This window comes from Helicobacter sp. T3_23-1056, assembly GCF_053654535.1.
The window spans coordinates 1-23,864 of sequence record NZ_JBSIUU010000003.1 but is presented as its reverse complement, the minus strand read 5'-3'; the positions used below and the strand labels follow the sequence as shown (position 1 = coordinate 23,864).

The following is a 23,864-nucleotide window of genomic DNA, read 5'->3' as shown; positions in this document are numbered from 1 at the left end:
CTAAAAAGCAGAATCTTATAAAACATAACATAAGATTCTGCTAGGTTTTTGGTAGTTTTGGGCTAAAAATGCCGTGAAATCTGTAAAAATCTATTTGCCAAAATCTATCTTGCTTGGTCAGATAGCCGTTTATAAGTTACATTATCCACGCGCCTAAATCCACTTCCGGGCTCATAGATAAAATACAGCGGAATATCAAGTCTTGGGACTTCGACTACCGCGCCATTCATACTTAGGCTAAAATTGCTATGCCCAAATGCAAGTAGCCATTTGTGATTATCATCTTTGTCAATCGAATAAGTATCGCTCGTAACGCCCTGATATTTGCGTCTATTAGTATCCAAATCCACAATATCAAACCATAGCATATTTTCAGCCTTGATTACCATTTTGCCTGCGATTTGTGGGGCTTGGGATTGCGCGTTTGTAATAGATTGCACAGGCTGTGCGGATTGCGTGGGTTGCAAAGACTGAAGCTGACTTTGCGTAGATATTTCATTTGCAAGATTTTGTTTAGCATTGCTATCTTGCGTGCTAGATTCTATATTTTGCTCGCTAGATTGCGCATCGCTTTGGTTTTCATCTTTTATTTCTTGCATTCCCTCGCTTTGTATCATTTCGCCTTGTTGGCTTTGGGATTGCTCATCATAGCTTGGTTTGGTGATGTCTTCTGGTAGTCCCAAATCATAATTTGACTCGCTTTTTGCCTCATTTTTGCTAGATAGATTTTGGTAAATAAGATATATCAGCACCGCGATAATCGTGCAAACAATCGTAAGATAAAATCTCTGCTTAGAAATGGCTTCTTTTTTGCGTGTGTCGATGCTATCATATCGCCTTTTTTGCGTATCAAAACTTACTTCATTTTGGATTGTTTTTTTGGATTTTTGAGATTTTGGCTTTTTTTGCTCGCTAGATTCTAGTTTGCTAGATTTTTCTTCTTGGCTTTCTTTGTCATCATTTTTTTGTGGCTCATCAATGCTAGGTCGCAAATCAATTTGTGGAATCTCTTTTTTGGGTGTTTCTTGCTGTGATTTTTCCTCGCTAGTGCCTACCCCAAAATCAAAAGAAGTGTCTATGCTAGGCTCTTTTTGGCTTGTTTGTTTGGTGTTAGATTCTTGCGTGGAGTTGGGTGTTTGTCGCTGTGTCTGTGGGGTGGAAGTGCTTGTAAGATTTTGGGGGTTATGCCCTGATTCTTGCGCGTTATCATTGCTATATTGGCTATATTGTATCCCACCATTTTCGTGGAAATTATCATAGGCTTGCAGCACGCTTGATAAATCTAGCTTATATTCGCGCTCCAAAATCTGCAAAAATCCCACCAAATGCACGCGCTTAAAATTTGAAAAATTTTGCTCAAAAATATCTTTTAAGCGAGAATTTGAAATCCTTGTCTGCTTAGAAATCTCTTTAAGTCCTATTTGTTGTAGTTTTTGGATATTGTTATCCATTCTAACTCCTTTTAATGTAGTAAATATGATATAAGAATTCCCGCTGCTACGCTTACATTTAGCGAGTCAAAATCACGGTGCATTTTTACGCTTAGAATTTTATCAAATTTTTTTGTTATTTTTCCGCATAATCCACTTGCTTCGCCACCAAGAAATAACGCCCATTTGTTGTTTGCTAGATTTTGTGCGTTTGTGATATTTTCGCCATTTGTCCCGCTACCATAGATAGCAAACCCAGCCTCTTTTAGCTCATTTATGATGCTAAGTGCGCTAGGGACGACACAAAAAGGCATACTAAGTGCCGCACCAGCTGAAGAGCGCAAAATGGTGGATAGTTTTTGGGCATTTTTTGCCGCATTTTTTTTATCATCTATGTCCAAAAAACTATCAGCTAATATAATCCCATCTACCCCCAAAGCATAGCCACTGCGGAAAATAGAGCCGATATTTCCCATATCATTTAGCCCACAAAGCACGATGATTTTATCAAAGGCTTTGATTTGTCTTAGGCTAAGAATATTTGGCGGATAAATGCTAGCTAAAAATCCTTGATGATTTCCCCCACGCGCTAAGGCTTGAGCTTTTTTGTTATCGATTTTTATGATAGGTTTATGAGTAGATTTTAGTTTGGCAAACATTGTTTTATCAACTTCTTTTGAGAGATAGATTTGGTCGATTTTATCGGCGTGATGGGCGATGGCAAACAGCAAAATCTGCTTTCCATAAATGATAAGAGATTCTCTATCGTGGCTAGAATCTTTTTGGCTAGCATTGTTTGGGCGATGTTTTGTTTGGCTATTTTTTTGGGGGCTAAAATCATTTTTTGCAACATCGCTATTAAGATATGGGCTAGATTTTTTGATAATTGTTTTGATAGTTTTTTGGGGGGATTTTTTTGCGGATTCTTTGATAGACTCTTTGATAGATTTTTGGGTAGCTTCGTTGATGGTCGCGGGATTTGTCGTTGGCATTTTATGCGTTCCTTTTTGTGTTTTTTTGTGTTTTTGACTTTTGTTTTTTAGATTTTTTTAAGATTTTGTTATTTTCACTAGATTTGAGTAGATTTCTTTGGTGTCTTTGCCTGTGAGGTTTGAAAGCATTTTGGCTTTGATTTTGGGGGGGATTTCTAGGGCGATAATGTCCTCTTTGCTTAGTCTTAGATACTCGCTTGGATTTTGGCTAGGCTCTAAAATAACCACCCATTCGCCCTGCAAGATTTTATCATCATTTTTGGTAGATTTTTGCTTTGAAGTATTTTCACTAAGCATAGACAAAATCTCATCTGCGCTTCCTAAAAAATGTCGTTGGTAGATTTTGCTAATCTCTTTTATCGCAAACACTCGTGTGCTAGGCAAAATCCTAGCTATGTCATTTAGCGTATCTAAGATTCTATGCGGGGACTCATACCAAATCGTTGGCGTAGTCGCGTTAGCGCATTCTTGGAGTTTATGCGCTCGCTCTTTTGGTTTGTGTGGCAAAAATCCACCAAAAACAAACCCCTGAAACGCAAACCCACTAAAACAAAACGCCACACTTAGCGCACAGCCCCCCACAAGCACATCATAGGGCAAATTATGCTTTTGCATATATTGGATAAGCAACGCCCCAGGGTCGCAGATACTAGGCATACCCGCATCGCTTATATACACGACTTCTTGGGAAAAAAAATCTGCCGTAAGTGCGGAAATGAAGTCTTGTTGGTTATGAGAATGCAGGGATATAAATCGTTTTGTCGCGGGGTTTAGCGTAAGGGTAAAATCGCTAGAATCTAGCGCGCCACAAAAAATCGCACCAAGCAAGCTAGAATCCCTCTCAAACCTCTCAAACAGATTTTTCAAAAGACTTTTTGCCACTCGCGTATCCTCACACAAGACAACTTGCGCAGTGGCTAAATGCTCCAAACTCCTAATGGTAATGTCTTTTAGATTTCCTAACGGAGTGGGGATAAATCTAAGCACTAAAATCTAGCTTTAGTCAAATATCACAAATGCTATTTTATATTGTATTTTTGGCGGAATTTTTCTACTCGCCCTGTGGTGTCAGCGATTTTGTCGCTTCCTGTGTAGAAAGGGTGGCAAAAGCTAGAAATATCTATGCGGATTTCAGGCTTTGTGCTTAGCACCTCGATTTGTTTGCCGCTTGTTACGCAAGTTACTTTGCAGGGGACATATTCTGGGTGGATACCTTTTTTCATTTGGCTACCTTTTTGTAAGTTTTTTTAAAAAATAAAAAGCACGATTCTAGCAAAACTATCATAAAAAAAAGTTTAATTTATGCAAAAATCATAACAACTTGTTTTGTTGCCATACCCACACATATCATAAAATGTGAAAATTCTATCATTGCAAGATTCTAGGTTTTTATAAAAAAATCGTGGCAATCTATTTTTGCCTCCATATTTTGCTTTTTTTTGCCTCTACATTTTTGCCATATTATTTGCCGTTACAAAAAAACATAGCCACTGCATAACCTAAGCACCATAAAATCCACCAAACAAAATACCCCCAAACAAAACACCCAAAAAAAATTAACATTTTTAAAACTATGCTACAATTTTTGATTTTATGCGTTTTAAAATTATGTTTTTTTTAACGCCACAAACGCCACAAAATTGCAAATATTTTGACTTCAAGCAAGGATTTTACCCCAAATGTTTTCCTACCTTTGCAAACGATTATTGCTGATTATCCCCACGCTTTTAGGCATTATTACGATAAATTTTTTTATCATTCAGCTAGCACCTGGGGGTCCTGTGGAGTATATGAGCGCAAAGCTAGAGATGAGCGCAAAAGGCGAGGCAAGTGCGGGGATAAAAGTAAGCGACTATAAAGCTAGCAAAGGTTTGCCAAATGAGCTAATCGAAGAGCTAAAAAAACAATATGGCTTTGATAAGGGGATTTTGGAGCGTTTTTTTATTTTGCTAAAAAATTATGCGGTGTTTGATTTGGGGCAGAGCTATTATCGCAAAATCAGCGTGTGGGATTTGGTGGTAGAAAAGCTCCCTGTATCCATTTCGCTAGGACTTTTTAGCACGATTTTGATTTATCTTATCTCTATCCCGCTAGGCATTTACAAAGCACGCAAAAACGGCACTATGCTAGATTCTCTTAGCTCCCTTATTATCGTAGCTGGCAATGCGATTCCTGCGTTTTTGTTTGGGATTTTGCTTATTATGCTTTTTGCTAGCGGGGCGTATTTGGATATTTTTCCTCTGCGAGGGCTTATGAGTGAGGATTTTGACTCTCTAAGCAATATTGGCAAAATCAAAGATTATCTATGGCATATTGCTTTGCCCGTGCTGTGCCTATCTATCGGTGGTTTTGCGTGGCTTACCCTGCTTAGCAAAAATTCTTTTTTGGAGGAACTACACAAGCAATATGTCCTAACCGCTTATGCAAAAGGTGCTAGCCAAAATCGCGTGCTATATCGGCATATTTTTCGCAATGCAATGCTGCTTGTGATTTCATCGTTTCCTGCGGCATTTATGGGGATTTTTTTTAGTGGAAGTTTGATGATTGAGATTATTTTTAGCCTTGATGGGCTGGGGCTTTTGGGGTATGAGAGTATATTAAGCAGGGATTATCCTGTGGTGTTTGGCACGCTATATATTTTCACGCTTCTTAGCCTTGTGGTGGGCATCATAAGCGATTTGGTTTATACGCTTATTGACCCTAGAATCCATTTTGAAAAAAGCTAGATTTGCTAGTTTTGTTTGGCGTTTTTGCGTGGATTTTTGGCATATTTTAGGCTGATTTTAGGTGGATTTTAGGCATTTGGCAATGCAAAAATGTGGAATAAACAATAAAGAAAACAAAAGAAACAAAATGCTAAATATTGATTTTGCTAACGATTTAGAAAAAGATTTTGGTATTAGCTTTGGGCAATATATGCAAGAGTGGCTTTATGGGGCAAGTGGGTATTATTCGCGCGCAAAAAGTGGCGATGAAAAAGTCGGCAAAGAGGGGGATTTTTATACGGCTGTGAGCGTGTCGCGCTTTTTTGGCGGGGCTATTGCAAAGCATATTATTTCTTTGCTAGAATCTAGCGAGCTAGATTTGCCATTGATAGTTGTAGAGTTTGGCGCACATAGTGGCAGGCTACTTAACGATATTATCGAGTTTTTGGAGGCTTTGAGCGAGGGGGTGTTAGAGCAGGCTAGATTTTATACCATTGAGCCATTAGCCTCTTTACGCGATTTGCAAGCGCAAAATCCACGCATAACGCCATTGCAAGATATAAATGCCCTGCAAGATTTGCTTAGCCAAGAATCTAAAAATGCCTCTAAACTAAGCGCATTTATGCTAAGCAACGAGCTTTTTGATGCGTTTGCTTGCGAGGTGGTGTGGGATAATAAGCTAGGTTTTGTAAAAACTCACAATGATTGTGCCACGCATACAGCGCAGATAATATGGCATAGCAATGAGGAAATAAAAAAAGAAATACAAAAGCTAGAATCTAAAATCAATTTGCAAGATTTTACAAATAAAGATTTTATGGCAAGGGAGTTTATGACAAAGGATTTTACTAAGCAAGATTTTATTGCACAGGATTTTGTCAAGCAGGATTTTGCGCAGGCTGGGCAACTATGGCTAAAATCTAAAATAGAGCATTTGCAAAAAATGCTATGCCAAAAACAAATACTAGGCATAAAAAATGGCGAAATAGCCGTTGGTTTGGAGGATTTTATAAAAAGCGTTTGTAGTTTTGCAAATGCAAAAAGTTTGATAAAATCGTGGCGTTTTTTAAGTTTTGATTATGGAAATTTGCAAGAAAAAAAAGCAGGGCAAAAAACAGAGCAAAATATAGGGCAAAATCACATAACCCTGCGCGGATACAAATCCCATAAGCTGCTTAGTTTTGAAGAGATTTGTGCGGATTTGGACGGGCTTTTTGGGGTAAGTGATTTGACTTATGAGGTGGATTTTTTGCAGATTATCGCTTTGTTTGAAAAATTTGGCGCAAAAGTGCATAAAAAATCGCGCTTAAATGTCGCACTTGTGGATTTTGGCATAGATAGATTGTTGCAAGATTTTTTTGTGTTTTGCCAAAGTGTAGAAAATCAAAAATCCGCAAAACCACACAATCAACAAAAACTGCAAAACCCACAAAATCTGCAAAATCCACAAAGCCCGCAAAATGCACAAAATCCAAATACGCAAAATCTACAAAACAAAAATATGCAACTCTACCAACAAGAATCCCTAAAAGTGCGAGAATTGCTAAGCCCAAATGGAATGGGAGAGCGATTTATCTGCGTAGAATTTGGCAATAAAACTTGAATAAGATTTTGCTTTTTTATTTAGATTTTAGATTTTGGGATAAGCCTAATCTAGCATACGCCTAAAAAAACTTGCAAAAAGCCGTTTTTTGCAAAAAATCTAATACCACACCTTAGCAAAATATAGCCCATTTGCGCTCACAGGCTCTCTCCACGCGCTTTTTTTAGCCTCCAACTGCAAAACAAAATCGCTAAAATCCACCTCCCCCCTAGACACCGCTAGGCTAGCCCCTATCATTAGCCGCACTTGTGCGCGCAAAAAGCCATTTCCCTCAATGTAGATTCCACATATTTCCTGCCCAAAATGATGAAAAATCTTTAATCTAGCGTCATAGATTTTGCGATTTGTGGTTTTTGCACTTGATTTAGATTTCCTAAAAAGCGCGAAGTTATGCTCGCCTATAAATGCCTGCAAACATTTTTGCAATATTTTCATATCGCCTACGCGCTCAAATGCCACAAATGGCGCGATAAATGGGCTTTGCAAATGTGGCGAAAAAAGATATAAATACGCGCGTTTTTTGGCATCTTTTATCGGGCAAAAGCTAGAATCCACTTCTTTTAATGCGCGGATTTTGATATGCGGATAGATTTTGGGGGATAGGATTTTCTCTAGCTTTTGCGCCTCCCAAAATCTAGGTGCGTAAAATCGAACCACCATTCCTAGTGAATGCACGCCTTTATCCGTGCGTCCAGCCCCTAGCACGCTAGATTTTATGCCTACGCTTTGCAAAGCGTTGCTGATAGTCTCGCTCACGCTTAAAATCTTGCGTGATTTTTGCGGGGCAAACCCGCTAAAAGCCCCGCCGTTGTAAGCGATTTTTAGCGCGAATGTTTTATAGTCCAAATTTGTAGCCGTGTTTTTAGCGGAGTTTGTAGAGAGGCTTGTAGCAGTGTTTGTAGCGAGATTTGTAGCGGATTTTGTCGCAGGCGACATAGCTTTTTGCCTTAAAGCAAAATCTAATACCTAGTGGCAATAAATCGCCGATACAGCACATAAGAGCCTACAAACCACACCAAAGGCAATGCAAAAATCCCCACAAATGGCGCATTTTGGCTTAAAATGTGCATAGCGACAAAATAAATCGAAACGCTTACAAGCAAATACACATAGCTAAGATTTTTTTGAAATCTAGGATTTGCCACGCCAAAAAGCAGGACTAAAAATATGCTAACAATGGGAAAAAGCGAAGCAATGATGGCTTGAGATAGTCGCCTAGCTTGCGTGTGGCTACCCTCAAATGCGCCACGCCAATATTCCCACAAATCATACGAACTAAGGTTTATATCATCTGTTTTTGAGTTTAGCCTCATCGTAGCAAAATCCGCTTTTTGCACTTCATTAGGCTTAGCAAAATACGCACTCCCATCAATCAAAGACAGACTAAAAACGCCATCTTTGTTGCTTAGCTCTCCCTCTTTTGCAATGATAAAAATCTCATTATTTTCGATTCCGCTAGAAAAAAGCACCAAGCCTTTGTAATGTCGGTTGTTTGCCTCATCTGCGTAGATTAGCCAATCCCCAAGCCTTTGCCCAAATTCGCCCGCTTTTATGTTGATATTGACTTCGGCTTTTTTTTGGTTTGCAAAGCTAGAATACGCACTGCGAGTGATAGGAATCAAAGCTAGCGAAAACACCAGCAAGACAACGCTAACAAACCCGCTTATCCACACAAAAGAGCGCAAAATCTTGCGCGGGGCAATGCCTAGAGAAAAAAACACAAGCAATTCATAATCATAAGAAAGCCTTGAAAGCCCCAGCACACACGCACAAAAAAAAGTGATGGGGATAACAAAAAAAATCGCATTTGGAATCGCATAAGAAAAAAGCTGCAATAAATCAAAAATATTGATTTTGATAGCTTGGGTAGCGGCGGAGAGTGAGATAAGTAGCACGACAGAGGCTACAAAAAATAACACCACAAAAAAGGGAATAAAAATCTGTGAAATAGTATAAAAAATATACCGACTTGTCATCATTTGCCTTATTTAAGAGAATCCAAACATATCGCAACAAAGCCACCTAGCACGATAAAAGGAACAAAGGGAATGTGCGTAAAAATGCGTGGATATGTGGGGGATTTTGCGCCTTTTTGGGATTTTGATTCAAAAAATTTAAGCGATATTTTAGCATAAATAAATACAACAATAAACCCCGCGCTAGCTAGCACGCACCCCCAAAAAATGCTCAAACTCAAAAAATAGCACCCAAATAATCCGCTAAATCCAGCACAAAAAATAATATCTCCCTCGCCTAAAATCTCTTTGCCTAAAAAGATTTTCCCAAAAAGCAATGGCAGGCAAAGAAGCCCCGCCCCTAGCAATATGTCTTTTACTACTTCTATGGATTCTGTTATCGCTTCTGCGGTGCTAAAAACCCCAAAAAACATTACAAAAAAGATTTTGCACGCACACAATGCCAAAAACGCCACATTATGACTATCTAAAATAGCAAAATACTTCCAATCAAACGCACAAAGCACAAATGCTAGCCCAAACATAGCACAAACCCACACATAAAAAAGCGACAAAATAATCATCTCTATCGCAATATCATCGCGCATAAAAGATGAAAAATCTAGCGGAATGTCAAATGCGGGGTTTTTTAAAAGATTTTCAAAAGGATTTTCAAACAAATTGCCAAAATGATTTGCAAAAGGGCTTGCAACAAAGTTTGTAGAAAAATTTGCCACAAAACTAGATGGAGAAAAAATGAGCGAAAAAACCATATCAAAATCTATCACAAACACACTAAGTAGCGCAAATATCAAACTTGCAAAAAGTGAAAGCAAAAAGCGAGGGGATTTACAAAATCGTGTAATAACATTTGGCACATTTGATACGCGGGATTTTGGTGGATTGGATTTTGGCTTAGGTTTTAGCAAATTGGAATCTAAAAAATGGGAATCCAAAAAGACAGAATCTAAAAAGGGGGATTTTTGCGTGCTAGATTCTAGCAAATTAGATTCTAATAAGCTAGATTTTTGCAAGCTAGATTCTAATAAACTAAAATCTAGCGAGTTATCAAAAAGCCTTTTGCTTAAAAAATACACAATCACAAAAACAATCCCCCCACCAAAACAGCCCAAAAATCCCCTTAAAATCGCATTATCAAAAATAGCTTCTAAAATCCCCATTAAAAAAACTCTAAGCTAGCAAAATCTATGCGATTAAAATCTAAAATCCAAAGCCAAATTCTAAGCCTGCTAAAAAATTATCACTTTTTGGGTAATGCCACGATTTTGTAATGCTTCCTTGATTAACGCTAATGCTTTGAGATTTTGCCAATGACTCATAGCGCAGATTTGTCCGCATATAGTAGTGAAATCGCTTTGCGATACGATAAGAAAACCCCACATACCCGCGCAGTGAATAGCTATACGCGCTCACGCTAGAATCCTGCCTGCTTGTATCAGCGATAAAGCGATAATACCCGCCCACCACGACATCATAGCCTACGCCATATTCTAAGCGAATCTTGCGAGAGAGTGCTTTCCTGCCCTCTACTTCTAGCCCTAGCTGTTGCAAGGTGCGCGAATAGCCACTTTTGCTTGTAATATCGCTAAGATAAGAATCTAGGCTATAAACTGCGTTTAGATAGATAGGCGAAGTCGCTTTGTAAGTGTTTGCGCCAAATTTTATGCGCATTTGGGTAGAAAAATTGGTGCTATTAGATTTTATGTCGTTTGGGAGAAAATCTGCAAGCATTTTATCTGTGAGATTGCCCCTGCCAAAGCCAAAATCTATATCGCCTACAAGTTGGATATTGCCTTTTGGGGGAGCGATTCTGCCGTGAAGCGTGATAAATCCGCCCGCATTTTGATTGCTGATTTTTGAAGATAAATGTGGATAATAAAATCCACCTCCGCCAAAGCGGACATTTTCCCCTGCCATTTCGCAATATTCACCACCCCCTTGCAACAAACAAGAAATCAAAAGCGTAGGCAAAAACGACATAAAAACTCCTTTTGGCTGATAAAAGATGAAATCAATTTTTTCATTGATTTTTTAAGGCTAGATTTTCATTATAAGCAAACAAAAATAATGCCACACTACATTAACCAAAAATACCAAAATCTAGCAAAATCCTTCATCTATAAAATCTTTTGGCACATAGCTAGCGCGTAGTCCCCTCTACTATCGGCACAAAAAGGCAATCCTCTAGCACCTCTTCATTTACAAGTCTGCCTTTTGCTTTGCCAAATCGCTTTATGACTTGGCGTTGTTCCTCTTTGCCATTTGGTGCGATGCGTTTTTCTAGCATAGGCGCGACCAAAATGCCTCCTTCTTCTAGTTGCTCAATAATCGCGCTAGGAATGCTAGAATCCAAACACGCCGAAAACAAAATCCTATCATAAGGCGCATATTCTCCCCAGCCATTTTGCCCATCGGCAAACTTTGTATTGATATTTAGCGTGCCACTTGCGCGGATTCTCTCCCGCGCTTGAAGCAACAGCCTCTCAATGCGCTCAATGCTAAACACGCGCCTAAATCCAGCATTAGCAAGCACCATAGCTTGATAGCCACTGCCTAGCCCTATCTCTAGCACGCTATCGCCCTGCCCTAGATACTGCGTCATTTTTGCCACTGTGAGAGGGGAGCTGATAAACTGCGCACCTTGAATGTCTAATGGGTGCAAATCATACGCAAGGTGGCTAAATTCACTCACAAAATCAAGTCTATTCACGCTAAGAAGTGCTTTTTTTACCCAAGATTCTAGGGTTAGATTTTGCAGGGCAAAGGCTTTGGCGATTTCCTCACACATTGATTCTAGTTGGCGTATCTGCCCTAGCTTTTCTATCACTGCGTAAGCCTTATGTTGATATATTTTCGCATTTTTTCGACTTCATCTAGCTCGATAGTGTGGCTTATGACTTCGGCGTCATCATCAGCATAGACTTTGCCATAAGGCGTGATAATCGCGCTAGATTTTGCCATTTGCAGATTTGCCCCACCGCTTGCGATGACAAAGCATTGATTTGCGATGGCTAGGGCTTTGCACAATGTCTCAAAATGCTCTTTTCTAGCCTTGCCCCATTGCGCAGGGACAAAAATCACTTCAACCCCGCTAAGTCGCTTCCACAAATCAATAAAGCGCAATTCAAAGCAAACAAGCGCACCGCAAGTCATATCGCCGATTTTAAATGGAATCAACTCATTTAGCCCGCCACTTGCAAAATGCAAATGCTCCTCGCCTAGCAAAAAAAGCTCGTGTTTTGCTTGCTTGTGGATAAGTTCTCCATTGTGAAAAACTTTTAGATTATTATAAAATTTGTGATTTTTTTTCTCTATCATCGTGGTGATGATAGTGCGCCCCTCTATGCTTGCATCTAGCAATTCTTGCGTAGCGATTTTGCTAAACTCATCTGCTTTATCCATCTTTTGGTAGCAAAACCCACTCAACGCAAGCTCGGGCGTCAAAATCACGCTGTTTTCCTCGCTAGATTTTGCCACCTGCAAAATCGCTTGTAGATTCTCGCTAAAATCCTGCTTGGTTTTGATTTGTAAAGAATAGATTTTTTTAGAAATCATCGAAATTTACGCTCCCTTTTTGATAATTTGACACTTTGGCTTCAAAGAAATTGGTTTTTTGCTCATTAAAACTTGCAAAATCATTTACCCATTTTATAGGATTTTGGACATTATAAATAGGCTCAAAACCTACTTTGCTTAATCGCTCATCGGCTAAAAACTGAATGTATTGGGCGATAATCTCGCTTGTAAGCCCCAAAATCTGCCCTTGAGTGATATAATCCCCCCACGCAGATTCTACCTCTACGGCTTTTTTAAACATCTCGATGACTTCTTCTTGCAAACTCGGCGTAAATAAATCCGCCCTCTCTCGTTTAAGAGAGTTTATTAGCTGTTGAAATAAATATAAATGCGTAACTTCATCTCGTTGGATAAACCGAATCATTTGCGCACTTCCTAGCATTTTGCCACTTCTAGCAAGCGTATAAAAATAGCAAAATCCGCTATAAAAATAAATCCCCTCCAAAATCTGATTTGCAAACATTGCTTTTAGGATATTTCTCTCTGTGGGATTTGAAGCCAAATCCATATAAACCCCCGCGATATGGTCATTTTTGCTCCTTAGCTGCATATCCACGCGCCACATATCATAGATTTCATCGGTGTTTGCGCTTATAGATTCTACCATTACAGCATAGCTTTGAGAATGCAGAGCCTCTTCATAGGCTTGACGCACTAAGATTAGATTGATTTCAGGGCTTGTGATGTATGGATTTACATTATCGATTAGGTTATTTGTCTGCAAAGAATCCATAAAAATCAGCTGTGCTAATGCCCTATCATAGCCGATTTTTTCTTGTGGCGTTAGCACGCCCTCATAGTCTCTTTTGTCTGTGTTCATATTGACTTCTTCGGGAAACCAAGTGTTTGCAAGCATTGTTTTCCATAGGTTGTAAGCCCATTGATATTTGATTTTGTTTAAATCAAAAATGCTCGTGGGGTCCCCACCAAAAATCCGTCTTTCATTGATATTTCTTTCAGTAGAATTTGGGTTGTAGATTTTTTTGCGTTTGACTACGCTTGTGGCGTCTTGTGGCTTATTTTGCGTAGTGGAGGGAGAAATGGTAGAGGTTGTCATTTGGCTATCCTTTGCGTTTATGTGGTTTTTTGTCGCGTTTTTTGTGATTGATTTTTGCGTTTTATGCAGGTTTTTGCTTTTTTTTTGCGTGATTGTTTGCGTTTTTATGCGCATTTTACTTGACAATCTTGCGTAGTTTTAAAATGTGGATTATATGCAAACACTATAAAGATTTGGCATACAAGCTAGCAAAATCTATCAATAATCAACTTAAAATCTTGCTGATAGATTTTAAGTTGATTTTGCAAGGGTAATTTTCAAATACCAAATACAAAAGTCTTGTCAAAAAAGTTTATAAAAAACGGAGAGGTTCTAGCAGTTTGGCAAAATTTATAAATTTTATCTTAAATGTATCATCGCTAGAATCTTGCCTCATCATTACTTTTATCTAGTCTTTTTTGAATCTTCTTGTTTTATAATCTCTACTTTATCGCACGCCCCCAGATTGCCTCCTTTGCAGGCTTTTTGATAATATTTTAGTTTGTCATCTTTGTTAGATTTTTGTTTGTGCGATGATAAAAAATACTCCTCAATAATTGTATCCCCCGCATATTCACACCCAAGCATATTTCCCAAATCACAAGCCTTATCAAAATAAAACCACGAGTTAGCTTCCTTAGATTCTCCCCATTCATTCAAGCAAGAATTTTGCATATAAGCTGATTCATAGTTTTCGCACTTTTGCCAATAAAATTGCCCTAGCCTTATACATTCTATGGCATTTCCGCTATCACATCTCCGCTTTGCTTTCCACCAAGTGCATTCATCATTCATTTCATCAAAGTCATACAAACTATTTGGTGGCTGATTTTGACTGCAAACATTTTTGTAGTGTTGTAAAATCTTTTTTTGATAAATGCTAGATTTTACTTTGTTACCTACTTTTTTATAGGTAGATTCTAGCATAGCGCAAGTTTTTATATCGCCCAAAGTGCAGGCTTTGTCTTCGTATTGCAAATATAGACTACTATCAAATTTTTTGTCTTGTTTGTAAGATTCTGCCATTTTTAAGCAAGAATCTATATTTTTTAGCTCACAACCATTGTGATAAAATATTGTAGCTGTTTTTGTATTGTTTTGTTTATCTCCTAGCCACAAACACGCAATCGCATCGCCACTACTACATTTTTGCCACTCTTTTTCTATATCTTGTAAAGCACTTTTTATTTGACATTTTTCATTTGCACATAGGTTTTTTGCATAGTCTAAAATCTCATTGTGCATTGCTTCCTCACTGCTTCCTGCTTTTTGATACATATCCAAATCACTAGATGCTAAAAATAAAAACATAGCGCATTTATCCGTATTATATGTGCTATCTAAGTTATTATCACAATACTTCTTTATATAAGGCAACGCCTCAAAATTATCATATCTGCCCAACAACTCATCAATCACATATTCACAATAATACACCTCGTTAGATTTTGCATTTTTTAAATCCACCATATCACAAACTTTCTTACTATATTCCAAATATCTGCTAGGACTATGATATGGATTTTCTTTGTCATCAATATGACTTGAATCGTCATAAATAAACTTGTTTCCATATATTGTTAGCGCAGATTTACAAGCACTTATATTCCCACTTTCACATAGATTTTCTAGCTCTACCACTTTGGTAGCACTAAGAGGACAGGCGTATTTTTTGCCATCCGCACAGATTCTATCTCTATCTTTTTTGGGCACAAAATCACAGGCTTGTGTATCGCCTTCCTCACACAGCAAAATCCTTTTGGCAGGCGAATAAAATTCGTATCCCATAAGCAAACTATCATTTTCAACAGATAAATTAGACAAGCCACCAAACAATCCATTATCAAAATTATCAAACAAAAATCTTTTATATCTATTATCTTCAAAACCTGTGATGAGAAGCACACGCCACACTCCCCAAATGCCACTGATTATTACAAATACCACACACGCAAAAATAAGGATTTTGTGTTTCAAATCTTGTTTTATAAAATCCTGCCACAAGCTACAAATACGCTTTGTAATTTGTATGCGACTTTTGGCGTTTGTTGTTTTCATTGCAACTCCTTACAAATGATACCTATATCGTTGCCAAATATTCCAAAAGTTTATAGAAATTCTCTTTTGTGGTAGAATCTACTTCAATTTCGCTATTTTTTACCCACCTACTTAAGCTACTTTTTTTACTACTTTTGATTGGCTCTCCACTAAAATCTAGCAAATTTAGCCTTTGTGCATCTGCTTTATCAAATAGATTTTCTATGTATTTGAAATCATCTTGTCCATCAAAAGCCTCATTTAATGTTATGATTTTTAATGTATCGGTTTCATTTGCTTTTATCGCTTTACCCGCTTTGTCATTATCCACTAGCAAAATCGCATAAGATTCCTTATGTGCTCTAGCTAGTTTTGGCAATTTTTGCAAAATCTCTTGTTGCTTTTTACTAAGCCCACTTTTGCCATCTTCTATTTTGCCTAGCCCACCGATTGGGATAAATGCAATATCTATATTCTTGCCTTTTTCTGCTCGATAAAGTAGCTTAAACTTTGTTAGATAATTATAATCTGTGATTCCCTCTACAAAGATAATCTTGCTATTTCCACCAACCATAGAAAAATGATTATCCACACCAAAAGCCTGCTTTATCTTAGCAAGCGAATCCAGCTCATCATCTATCATAGAAAAATCATTGATAATATCCACGCCACAAATATCGTTATTTGAGTTGGTTTGATTGCGAGATTTGCTATGCTTGCTAGATTGTCTTTGCTCGATAATGCGAATTTCATCTAAATGATTTATATCTATCATATATGGCGTATGCACAGCTGCTATAAAAGCAATATGATTGCGTCTTGCAAAATCTTTTAGAAAATCTCTCAAATCTCTTTGGGTAGGGATACTTAGATTACCTCCTAGCTCATCAAGCAAGACTATATCGCCACTATTTATCTCATAAGAATGCAAAAAATTAAAGAAAAAGTTAAAAAACCATTGAAATCCTTGGGATTGTTGCGATAGAGTAAGAGGTTCTTTTATCGTATTTTTCTTAGAAATAGATAGGGATATACGCGCACTCTCTAGTCTAAGCTTAAAATAATATTCACTTCCTCCCTGATATAGCTCGTTAAATTTTTTGGTTATGGTTTTTCTAATCTGCTTGTTGATATTTTCCTCTAGATTTTCCCTATATGAATCACTAGAATTATTAGAATAACATTGCGTAATTTGTTGGGCTATTTTGGAATCTATCGCTTTACAAAGACTTTGAAAAAAACTAGACTTACCAAAATCACTAGGCGTGGTTATCATATCACTATCTTTTGCTCTCTTTTCCTCATATAAAATAACTTGAGGAATAATACTTTTTTCACCTAAAATGTCTTGTGATATTTTCACACCACCAAAATCATATTCCAAAATCCTATCCACACTTGGAAAGAAAATATTTTTTAGTTCATCATATATCTCTTCAAAGATAGTAGAATCTGAAGCATAATCCTCATCCTCATATATAATTCTTAATCTATCCAAACTTAATCTCACCTTTATGATTTTAGTTGAATATACAGGCTCATCGACATTATCAAAATAGTCAATTACTCTATCTAGTAAGGATAGATTCTCATCAATTTTATATTCTTTTCTATCACCATAATAGATAGAACGGGTATGTGTCCTCCAAGCAATGCTATCAAAATAAACTTTTGTAGCTTGATTATAAAAAGATTTTATCTCTTTACAAAATTCATCATCTTGCATCTTAGCACTAGGTTTCCATTGACTTAATTTGTCTTTTATTTTTTTGAATGCAACCTTTTTGTCATCATTATAGCTAGCAAACAACTTATCGATTTGGCTAAATTTTTTGCCAAGCTCTTTATATGTGGCTTTTTTATCAATACTCTTTGTTGATTTTTGCTCCTCAATTTCTTTGTATTTTATTTCAGCAAAATCCTCTTTTATATTTAGATTACTTGCAGTCGTTTCTATTTTTTCCTGCGGATTTTGTTTTTCTATTTTTTGCCATTGTTCAAAATCTGCTTTTAGGACTTGCTTTAGCTCATTAGCGTCATCTAAAACGACATTAGCATTTTTTGCTTTTAATGTCTCATTTGTTTCTTCTATCAAAAAACTACAATTAGCGATAAATGCCCTATTGATATTTTTTACCTCGCTAATATCATTTATTTTTATCACGCGAAAGCAGCCCAAATCTTTACCCGCCCTAGTCATACAAAAAAACACAAATCCTAAATCTTGCAATACTAATCTTATCTCCTCCCTAGAATTTGTTTGGGATTTATCCACATCGTGCAATGCCAAAACATTCGCATTATTAAACAAATCTCTGCAATAATTTATATATTCATCTGTCGATAGACTTTTTTGCTTTGCGCCCTCATCTAGCGAAGTAGGCGTAAAACTAATGTTAAAATGCTTATTATCAAAACTTTTATCTAGTGAGCGAAGTTTAGGCAAAATCTCAACAGACGAAGCTGATAACCCCCCCCCCCCGCAGAAGCAAGGGTTTTTTCTACTAATCTTAAGCTTGGGGTTGCCTCCTCATATCCTACAAAATTTGGCTTATCGCTTTCTTTGAAAGATTTATCGCCAAGTGCCTTTAGTGCTGATAGCAGGTTGCTTTTGCCGATATTATTTTCACCGATAATAAAAAGCAAATCACCACTATCTCTTGGAGGTAAAACTAGCGTAGTTTTTTCTTCTATTCCTAGATTTTTGAAATTTGTGATTTCAAGTTTGCGTTCTTTCATTACAGCTCCTTTATGGTAGAAAGTTTAATATTTAGCGAAGTATAAAAAACCTTTAGAGGTTGCAACTTGACTAAGTCATTTTTGCTAGGATTTGACTTAGCAATGATTTTTGCACATTCTAGCAAGTATTCTAAAATCGCATCATAGATTTCATTTACGCTAATCAACGCTATAAAATCTATCTTTGTTTTATTCTCTTTTTTTAGCAAACTAGCGATTAGTTCCTCTTTTTTTAATTTGACTTCTTGGTTTGTTGTATTTTCTTTTTTGCCTAGATTCATAGCAGAGATATACTTGATAATCCCTATCTTGCTTACATTATCTTGCTTGTCGATAAACTCAAACAATCGCAAAATCTTAGATTCTATTTTGTCCCTCTGTCCTGTCTCATATAGCTCTATAAACTTATACGCTGTAGGTCGAGAAATATCCAAAAACTGCGCTAAATCGACAAGCCTAAAATCCGCTTCACGCATTTTATCGCGCAAAAATTTCACGCTAGATTTTGGGCTAAAAGTATCTTGCGTGGGCTTGTTGGTTAATTTTTGATTTTGTTTTGTATTTTTTTGTGTGTTACTCATTGTGTTGTTCATTATTTTCTCGTTGTGTGGATTGCATCAAAATCATATCAATTTTTTACGCAACAAAATATTAGTATTTTTTACATTATTTGTCAATATATATTTTACAAAAAATGTAAAATAACACACTTGGGTTATGTTGTATTTTGTCCGCAACGATACAGGCAAAAAATAGATTTTGCTATTTTTGTTTTAGAAAATCCACCACTTCAATCGCGCATTGCATATATGATTTTGCCACGCTAGAATCTGGCGAAAAATACACCACAGGTTTGCCCTCATCTCCGCCCCTGCCTATTGTGCTGTCTATGGGGATTTTGGCTAGCACTTTTGTGCCGTATTTTTGGGCTAATTTTTCTGCACCATTTGTGCTAAAAATATCGCTTTTTTCGCCGCAGCAGGGGCAGATATAGCCACTCATATTTTCGATGATTCCAAGCGTTGGGATAGATAGCTTGGCAAACATATCAAGACAGCGCGCGCCATCATCTAGGCTTACAAGCTGTGGCGTAGATACGGCTATGCCGACACTCACAGGCACGCTTTGTGCGATTGATAGCTGTGCATCGCCTGTGCCCGGTGGCATATCTAGCACCATTATATCCATTTCCCCCCACGCCACATCGCTAAAAAGTTGCGAAATAGCGCGCATAAGAATCGGTCCGCGCCAAATCAAACTCTCCCCCTCCCCAAAAAGTAGCCCAATACTCATAATATCCACGCCATAGGCGTTTATAGGGATAAGCCTTTTGCCACTCCCATCTAAATCTGGCTTTTTATCGCTCACTCCAAACATTCTAGGGATATTTGGTCCATAAATATCTACATCAAGCAAGCCGACTTTTTGCCCCTGCATAGCAAGGGCTATGGCTAGATTTGTGGCTATGGTGGATTTTCCTACGCCCCCTTTGCCTGAGCTTACCATTACAAAAGATTTTGCTTGGGGAAGTAGGTTTTTTTGCAATGGATTTTGTGGATTTTGCGCTGATTGTAGATTTTGTGGCTTGTGTGGATTTTGTGAAAAATTTTGCGGTGCTTGTGGATTTTGCAAGGCAGAATCTACTTTTGTTGCAGGGGTGTTTATATGGATTTGGCTAGATTTTATGCCCGCTTCATCTAGCTTTCGCTCGATATTATCCCGCAGAGCCTTTGCGACTGCCTCATCGCGTGAAGGGATATGCAAAATGATTGTGGGGCTACCATTTTCATCTATGCTGATATGTTTGACAAAACCATAGCTTATGATATTGTCGCTAAATTGAGGATAAATGACTTTTGATAAAATCTCTTTTATTTGTTGTTGCGTGGGGTTCATTTGTGTTCCTTTTGGCGTTTTTATGACTTAATTTATGTCTTGCATTGCGCTTGCATTGGTGGATTTTGTGAAAAAAATGATTTTTGCGCAAATTTTTGCAAAGCGAGATTTTATCATAGATTTTATAAATAGATTTTGCAAGTATTTTTATGCCAAATGCGTTTGAAACCGCTAATTTGATAGTCATAGCATAATAATTCTTTAGCTTTATAGACTAAAGTTTCTTACTAATTTTTATATAAAACCTTGACTTATTAACCAAAAATTTTTTAAAATATCGCACTTAAATTATTTAAGTGCTAATTTTTAATCGTTTAAACATTATGATTAGTGTTGTAATTTAAGTATAGATTTTTACATTCCAAAAGGAGAACCAAATGAAATTCAAACCACTTGGCGAACGCGTCTTAGTCGAAAGACTAGAAGAAGAAAGCAAGACTAGCTCTGGTATCATCATACCTGATAATGCAAAAGAAAAACCGCTTATGGGCAAAGTCAAAGCCATAAGCGCAAAAGTCGCAGAGGAAAAAACACTAAAAGATGGCGACACAATCGTTTTTGGCAAATATTCAGGGACTGAAATCAAACTAGATAATGTCGAATACATCGTGCTAGAATCCAAAGACATTCTGGGCGTTTTAGCCTAATCAAAATCTAAAATAAGGAGCAACAAATGGCAAAAGAAATTAAATTTAGCGATAATGCTAGAAACAAACTATATGAGGGCGTAAAGCAGCTAAATGACGCTGTAAAAGTAACGATGGGACCACGCGGACGAAATGTGCTTATCCAAAAAAGCTATGGTGCGCCAACTATCACCAAAGATGGCGTAACGGTGGCAAAAGAAATCGAACTAGCAGACCCCATAATGAATATGGGCGCACAACTCGTAAAAGAAGTCGCTAGCAAGACCGCTGATGCTGCAGGCGATGGGACTACGACTGCGACCGTGCTAGCATATAGCATTTTCAAAGAGGGCTTGCGAAATATCACCGCAGGTGCGAATCCTATCGAAGTAAAACGCGGAATGGATAAAGCCGCTCAAGCTATCATTGAAGAACTAAAAAAAGGAAGCAAAAAAGTCGGTGGCAAAGGCGAAATCGCCCAAGTAGCGACTATCTCCGCAAATTCTGATGAGAGTATCGGCAACCTTATCGCAGAAGCTATGGAAAAAGTCGGCAAAGACGGCGTAATCACCGTAGAGGAAGCAAAGGGAATCAATGATGAACTAACCGTGGTAGAGGGAATGCAATTTGACAGAGGCTATCTAAGCCCATATTTTGTAACCAACGCGGACAAAATGAATATCCAGCTAGAAAATCCATATATCTTGCTTACGGATAAAAAAATCTCTTCTATGAAAGACATTTTGCCCTTGCTAGAATCCACAATGAAAAGTGGCAAACCATTGCTTATCATCGCAGAGGACATCGAGGGAGAGGCACTTACTACGCTTGTGGTAAATAAACTTCGAGGCGTGCTAAATGTCGCAGCAGTCAAAGCTCCGGGCTTTGGCGATAGAAGAAAAGAAATGCTAAAAGACATCGCAATCCTAACAGGTGGCGAAGTCATAAGCGAAGAGCTAGGCAAAAGCCTAGAGAGTGCTGAAATCGCTGATTTGGGGCAAGCAGCTAGAATCGTAGTGGATAAAGACAACACCACCATAGTCGATGGCAAAGGCAAAACCGCAGAAGTGAAATCTCGCGTAGCCCAAATCAAAACCCAAATCGCAGAAACTACAAGCGACTATGACAGAGAAAAACTCCAAGAAAGGCTAGCAAAACTTAGCGGTGGCGTAGCAGTCATCAAAGTAGGCGCGGCTAGCGAAGTCGAAATGAAAGAGAAAAAAGATAGAGTAGATGACGCACTAAGCGCGACAAAAGCAGCCGTAGAAGAGGGCATAGTCGCAGGCGGTGGCGTAGCTCTTATCCGAGCCTCTCAAAAAGTAAATCTAAAACTTTCAGGCGATGAGCTAATCGGCTATGAAATCATCAAGCGTGCTATCAAAGCCCCTCTTGCGCAAATCGCGCTAAATGCGGGATTTGACGCGGGCGTGGTGGTAAATAAAATCGAAGAAACAAAAGAGGACGGCTATGGATTTGACGCTAGCAGTGGCAAGTATGGCAATATGTTTAAAGCAGGCATCATAGACCCGCTAAAAGTCGAGCGAATTGCCCTGCAAAACGCTGTATCTGTATCTAGTCTAATGCTTACCACAGAAGCGACAATCAACGAAATAAAAGAGGATAAGCCAGCCCCTGCAATGCCTGATATGGGCGGTATGGGAGGAATGGGCGGTATGGGAATGATGTAAAATCATAGCCCAAACGCCTTATAAACTTTTTTTTATATCTTTCTTGCCTAAAAAAGCTAGGATTTTGAAAAAATCCTAGCCTTGACTTCAAATCATCTAAAACAATATCAACCAAAATTTTTCAATGTTTTTTTTTAATGATTTTTTAATGATTTTTTTAATCAGTTTTTAATCCCTGATTTTTTCAATGTTTCAATTTTTTGAGCGTTGCAATTTTTTTTAGCGCAAACAAAATCACATAAATAGATTTTGAAAATTTTTGCGCAAATTATTTTTATGCAAATTATGTGCTAAGAATAATAAATCACAAATTGCCACGATTTTAGCTTTTTTGACAAAGTCGCAGATTCTCACAATGACGGCATTGAAAATTCTCGCAATGACAAAAACAAAGGATTGCCACGCATTGCAAGCAACGCTTGCAATCACAACAATGCAAGTTCTCACAATGTCGGGTTTTCCCCCTCCATTGTGGAGGTGGCTAGGGGGAGGGTTTCTTGTCATACTGAGCGTAGCGAAGTATCTCAAAATGTGCAAATAAATAGAGATATTTCGGGCTCACGCGCTCGCAATGACAAAAAAACTTCCGTCATTGCGAGCAAAAAGAGCGTAAGCGAATTTTTGCGTGGCAATCCACAATGCAGAATAAGCAAAATAGATTGCCACGATTCTGCAACTTTTGACAAAGTTGCAGAATCTCGCAATGACGGCAATGCAAATTCTTTCAATGACAAGATTGCAAATTTTGCTAGTGCAAAATCTACCCACCCTCACTCAACGGGTTGCGAGGCGTTAGCCGAAGCAAAAACCCCCTCCGCAAGGGAGGGGGCTTATTTTGGATTGCCACGCGCAACAAGTTGCGCTCGCAATGACGGCAATGCAAAATCTTTCAATGACGACATTACAAAATCTCACAATGACAGGATTTTCACTTCCCTTGCAGATTTGCACACTTCTTGTTCCCCCTCCCTTGCGGAGGGGGTTTGGGGGTGGGTAAATAAAACCACCAAACCCAAAAAACGCCTAGCGTTGTCCCTAGCCACAAGCGCGATTCTAGCTAGCATTAGCATAGATACTGCGGTGGCGTGGTGTCAGTGGAAAGGCAACAATGTAAATTCTTATCATACTTTGCAGTGTATAGGTAGTGATAATGGAAGTAGCCTTAGCTCAAGCACTTGGAAAACAAATTGGGGAAATACTTTTAATAGTATCTATACCGTAGAGCTAGGCACTGAAAATACTGCCCTTAGAATCAATGGTGATGCAACCCTAAACCTAGAATCAAACCTACGAAATATAAGGCTAGGTAGGCTAAATGCTAGCAATATTACACTAGGAGGGAGTATCAGTGGGAAAACCCTAGCTACCATAGGCACTGCAAATGTAACCTCTCTCACTTTGCAAGGTAATTGGGATAGTGTTTCTTTGGGCAATGGTTCTAACTTTGGCGCGATTACTATTTCTGGGACGATAAGCAACCTAACCCTAAATGGTGGTGCAATCATAGGTAGGCTCGAAAAACCCACTAATGCTACTACTTCTACAATAAATACTCTTACG

General features: G+C 38.1%; 21 protein-coding genes and 1 pseudogene. 6 read left to right on the top strand and 16 right to left on the bottom strand.

The window, feature by feature from the left end; genetic code table 11:
* Positions 1-104: 104 nt before the first annotated feature.
* The 4 genes from ACWIUO_RS02165 to rpmE form a co-directional block, all read right to left on the bottom strand.
* Positions 105-1,451 carry a hypothetical protein gene (locus ACWIUO_RS02165; RefSeq protein WP_454176303.1) on the bottom strand — a complete coding sequence of 449 codons (1,347 nt, stop codon included), beginning with the start codon at positions 1,449-1,451 and terminating at the stop codon, positions 105-107.
* 11 nt (positions 1,452-1,462) lie between these two features.
* On the bottom strand, positions 1,463-2,182 hold the full coding sequence (rlmB, locus tag ACWIUO_RS02160; protein WP_454176396.1) for a 23S rRNA (guanosine(2251)-2'-O)-methyltransferase RlmB: 720 nt from the start codon (positions 2,180-2,182) through the stop codon (positions 1,463-1,465).
* Between the two features lie 297 nt (positions 2,183-2,479).
* The gene (rsmI, locus tag ACWIUO_RS02155; protein WP_454176302.1) at positions 2,480-3,409 is read right to left on the bottom strand and encodes a 16S rRNA (cytidine(1402)-2'-O)-methyltransferase; all 930 of its coding nucleotides are present in this window, start codon (positions 3,407-3,409) and stop codon (positions 2,480-2,482) included.
* Positions 3,410-3,441: 32 nt separating this feature from the next.
* Positions 3,442-3,645 (bottom strand): 50S ribosomal protein L31, encoded by a 204-nt coding sequence (gene rpmE, locus ACWIUO_RS02150; protein ID WP_454176301.1) that lies wholly within the window; start codon positions 3,643-3,645, stop codon positions 3,442-3,444.
* 456 nt (positions 3,646-4,101) lie between these two features.
* Between rpmE and ACWIUO_RS02145 the strand changes: the two genes are divergently transcribed.
* Together ACWIUO_RS02145 and ACWIUO_RS02140 are read left to right on the top strand one after the other, a co-directional pair.
* A complete protein-coding gene (locus tag ACWIUO_RS02145) occupies positions 4,102-5,148 on the top strand; it encodes a microcin C ABC transporter permease YejB (RefSeq protein ID WP_454176300.1) in 1,047 nt (348 codons plus the stop codon).
* Between the two features lie 127 nt (positions 5,149-5,275).
* Positions 5,276-6,730 carry an SAM-dependent methyltransferase gene (locus tag ACWIUO_RS02140; RefSeq protein ID WP_454176299.1) on the top strand — a complete coding sequence of 485 codons (1,455 nt, stop codon included), beginning with the start codon at positions 5,276-5,278 and terminating at the stop codon, positions 6,728-6,730.
* 99 nt (positions 6,731-6,829) lie between these two features.
* Here the strand turns inward: ACWIUO_RS02140 and truA are convergent, their stop codons facing one another.
* The 3 genes from truA to ACWIUO_RS02125 are packed head-to-tail and all read right to left on the bottom strand — an operon-like array spanning position 6,830 to position 9,458.
* The gene (gene truA, locus ACWIUO_RS02135; protein ID WP_454176298.1) at positions 6,830-7,666 is read right to left on the bottom strand and encodes a tRNA pseudouridine(38-40) synthase TruA; all 837 of its coding nucleotides are present in this window, start codon (positions 7,664-7,666) and stop codon (positions 6,830-6,832) included.
* Between the two features lie 23 nt (positions 7,667-7,689).
* Positions 7,690-8,706 carry an LptF/LptG family permease gene (locus ACWIUO_RS02130; protein ID WP_454176297.1) on the bottom strand — a complete coding sequence of 339 codons (1,017 nt, stop codon included), beginning with the start codon at positions 8,704-8,706 and terminating at the stop codon, positions 7,690-7,692.
* An 8-nt stretch (positions 8,707-8,714) separates the two neighbouring features.
* Positions 8,715-9,458 (bottom strand): hypothetical protein, encoded by a 744-nt coding sequence (locus tag ACWIUO_RS02125; RefSeq protein WP_454176296.1) that lies wholly within the window; start codon positions 9,456-9,458, stop codon positions 8,715-8,717.
* On the opposite strand from ACWIUO_RS02125, the gene ACWIUO_RS02120 reads away from it, so the two are divergent.
* Positions 9,442-9,885 carry a hypothetical protein gene (locus tag ACWIUO_RS02120; protein ID WP_454176295.1) on the top strand — a complete coding sequence of 148 codons (444 nt, stop codon included), beginning with the start codon at positions 9,442-9,444 and terminating at the stop codon, positions 9,883-9,885. The genes ACWIUO_RS02125 and ACWIUO_RS02120 overlap by 17 nt on opposite strands.
* A 21-nt stretch (positions 9,886-9,906) precedes the next feature.
* Here ACWIUO_RS02120 and ACWIUO_RS02115 read toward each other — a convergent pair whose 3' ends face one another.
* The 9 genes from ACWIUO_RS02115 to ACWIUO_RS02075 form a co-directional block, all read right to left on the bottom strand.
* Positions 9,907-10,686 carry a hypothetical protein gene (locus ACWIUO_RS02115; protein WP_454176294.1) on the bottom strand — a complete coding sequence of 260 codons (780 nt, stop codon included), beginning with the start codon at positions 10,684-10,686 and terminating at the stop codon, positions 9,907-9,909.
* Positions 10,687-10,846: 160 nt separating this feature from the next.
* On the bottom strand, positions 10,847-11,494 hold the full coding sequence (locus ACWIUO_RS02110; protein WP_454176395.1) for a protein-L-isoaspartate(D-aspartate) O-methyltransferase: 648 nt from the start codon (positions 11,492-11,494) through the stop codon (positions 10,847-10,849).
* Positions 11,495-11,529: 35 nt separating this feature from the next.
* Complete coding sequence (locus tag ACWIUO_RS02105) at positions 11,530-12,261, bottom strand: carbon-nitrogen hydrolase family protein (RefSeq protein ID WP_454176293.1); 732 nt, start codon at positions 12,259-12,261, stop codon at positions 11,530-11,532.
* Positions 12,251-13,339, bottom strand: coding sequence for a ribonucleotide-diphosphate reductase subunit beta (locus ACWIUO_RS02100; RefSeq protein WP_454176292.1), 1,089 nt, complete (start codon positions 13,337-13,339; stop codon positions 12,251-12,253). Before ACWIUO_RS02100 ends, ACWIUO_RS02105 begins: the two co-directional genes overlap by 11 nt.
* Before the next feature lie 384 nt (positions 13,340-13,723).
* Positions 13,724-15,376 carry a hypothetical protein gene (locus ACWIUO_RS02095; protein WP_454176291.1) on the bottom strand — a complete coding sequence of 551 codons (1,653 nt, stop codon included), beginning with the start codon at positions 15,374-15,376 and terminating at the stop codon, positions 13,724-13,726.
* 22 nt (positions 15,377-15,398) lie between these two features.
* Entirely contained in the window at positions 15,399-17,801 is a 2,403-nt protein-coding gene (locus tag ACWIUO_RS02090) for an ATP-dependent nuclease (RefSeq protein WP_454176290.1), read from the bottom strand.
* Positions 17,780-18,094, bottom strand: coding sequence for an AAA family ATPase (locus ACWIUO_RS02085; RefSeq protein WP_454176289.1), 315 nt, complete (start codon positions 18,092-18,094; stop codon positions 17,780-17,782). The genes ACWIUO_RS02090 and ACWIUO_RS02085 overlap by 22 nt, the downstream gene beginning before the upstream one ends.
* A complete protein-coding gene (locus ACWIUO_RS02080) occupies positions 18,094-18,675 on the bottom strand; it encodes a hypothetical protein (protein WP_454176288.1) in 582 nt (193 codons plus the stop codon). The genes ACWIUO_RS02085 and ACWIUO_RS02080 overlap by 1 nt, the downstream gene beginning before the upstream one ends.
* Before the next feature lie 181 nt (positions 18,676-18,856).
* The gene (locus tag ACWIUO_RS02075; protein ID WP_454176287.1) at positions 18,857-19,990 is read right to left on the bottom strand and encodes an Mrp/NBP35 family ATP-binding protein; all 1,134 of its coding nucleotides are present in this window, start codon (positions 19,988-19,990) and stop codon (positions 18,857-18,859) included.
* A 377-nt stretch (positions 19,991-20,367) separates the two neighbouring features.
* Here ACWIUO_RS02075 and groES point away from each other — a divergent pair.
* From groES to ACWIUO_RS02060, 3 genes and pseudogenes are all read left to right on the top strand, one after another.
* Positions 20,368-20,634: pseudogene (groES, locus tag ACWIUO_RS02070) on the top strand (co-chaperone GroES); the annotation flags it as partial.
* A 29-nt stretch (positions 20,635-20,663) separates the two neighbouring features.
* Entirely contained in the window at positions 20,664-22,304 is a 1,641-nt protein-coding gene (groL, locus tag ACWIUO_RS02065; protein ID WP_454176286.1) for a chaperonin GroEL, read from the top strand.
* A 396-nt stretch (positions 22,305-22,700) separates the two neighbouring features.
* A partial coding sequence (locus tag ACWIUO_RS02060; RefSeq protein ID WP_454176285.1) for a hypothetical protein occupies positions 22,701-23,864 on the top strand: 1,164 nt, incomplete at its 3' end.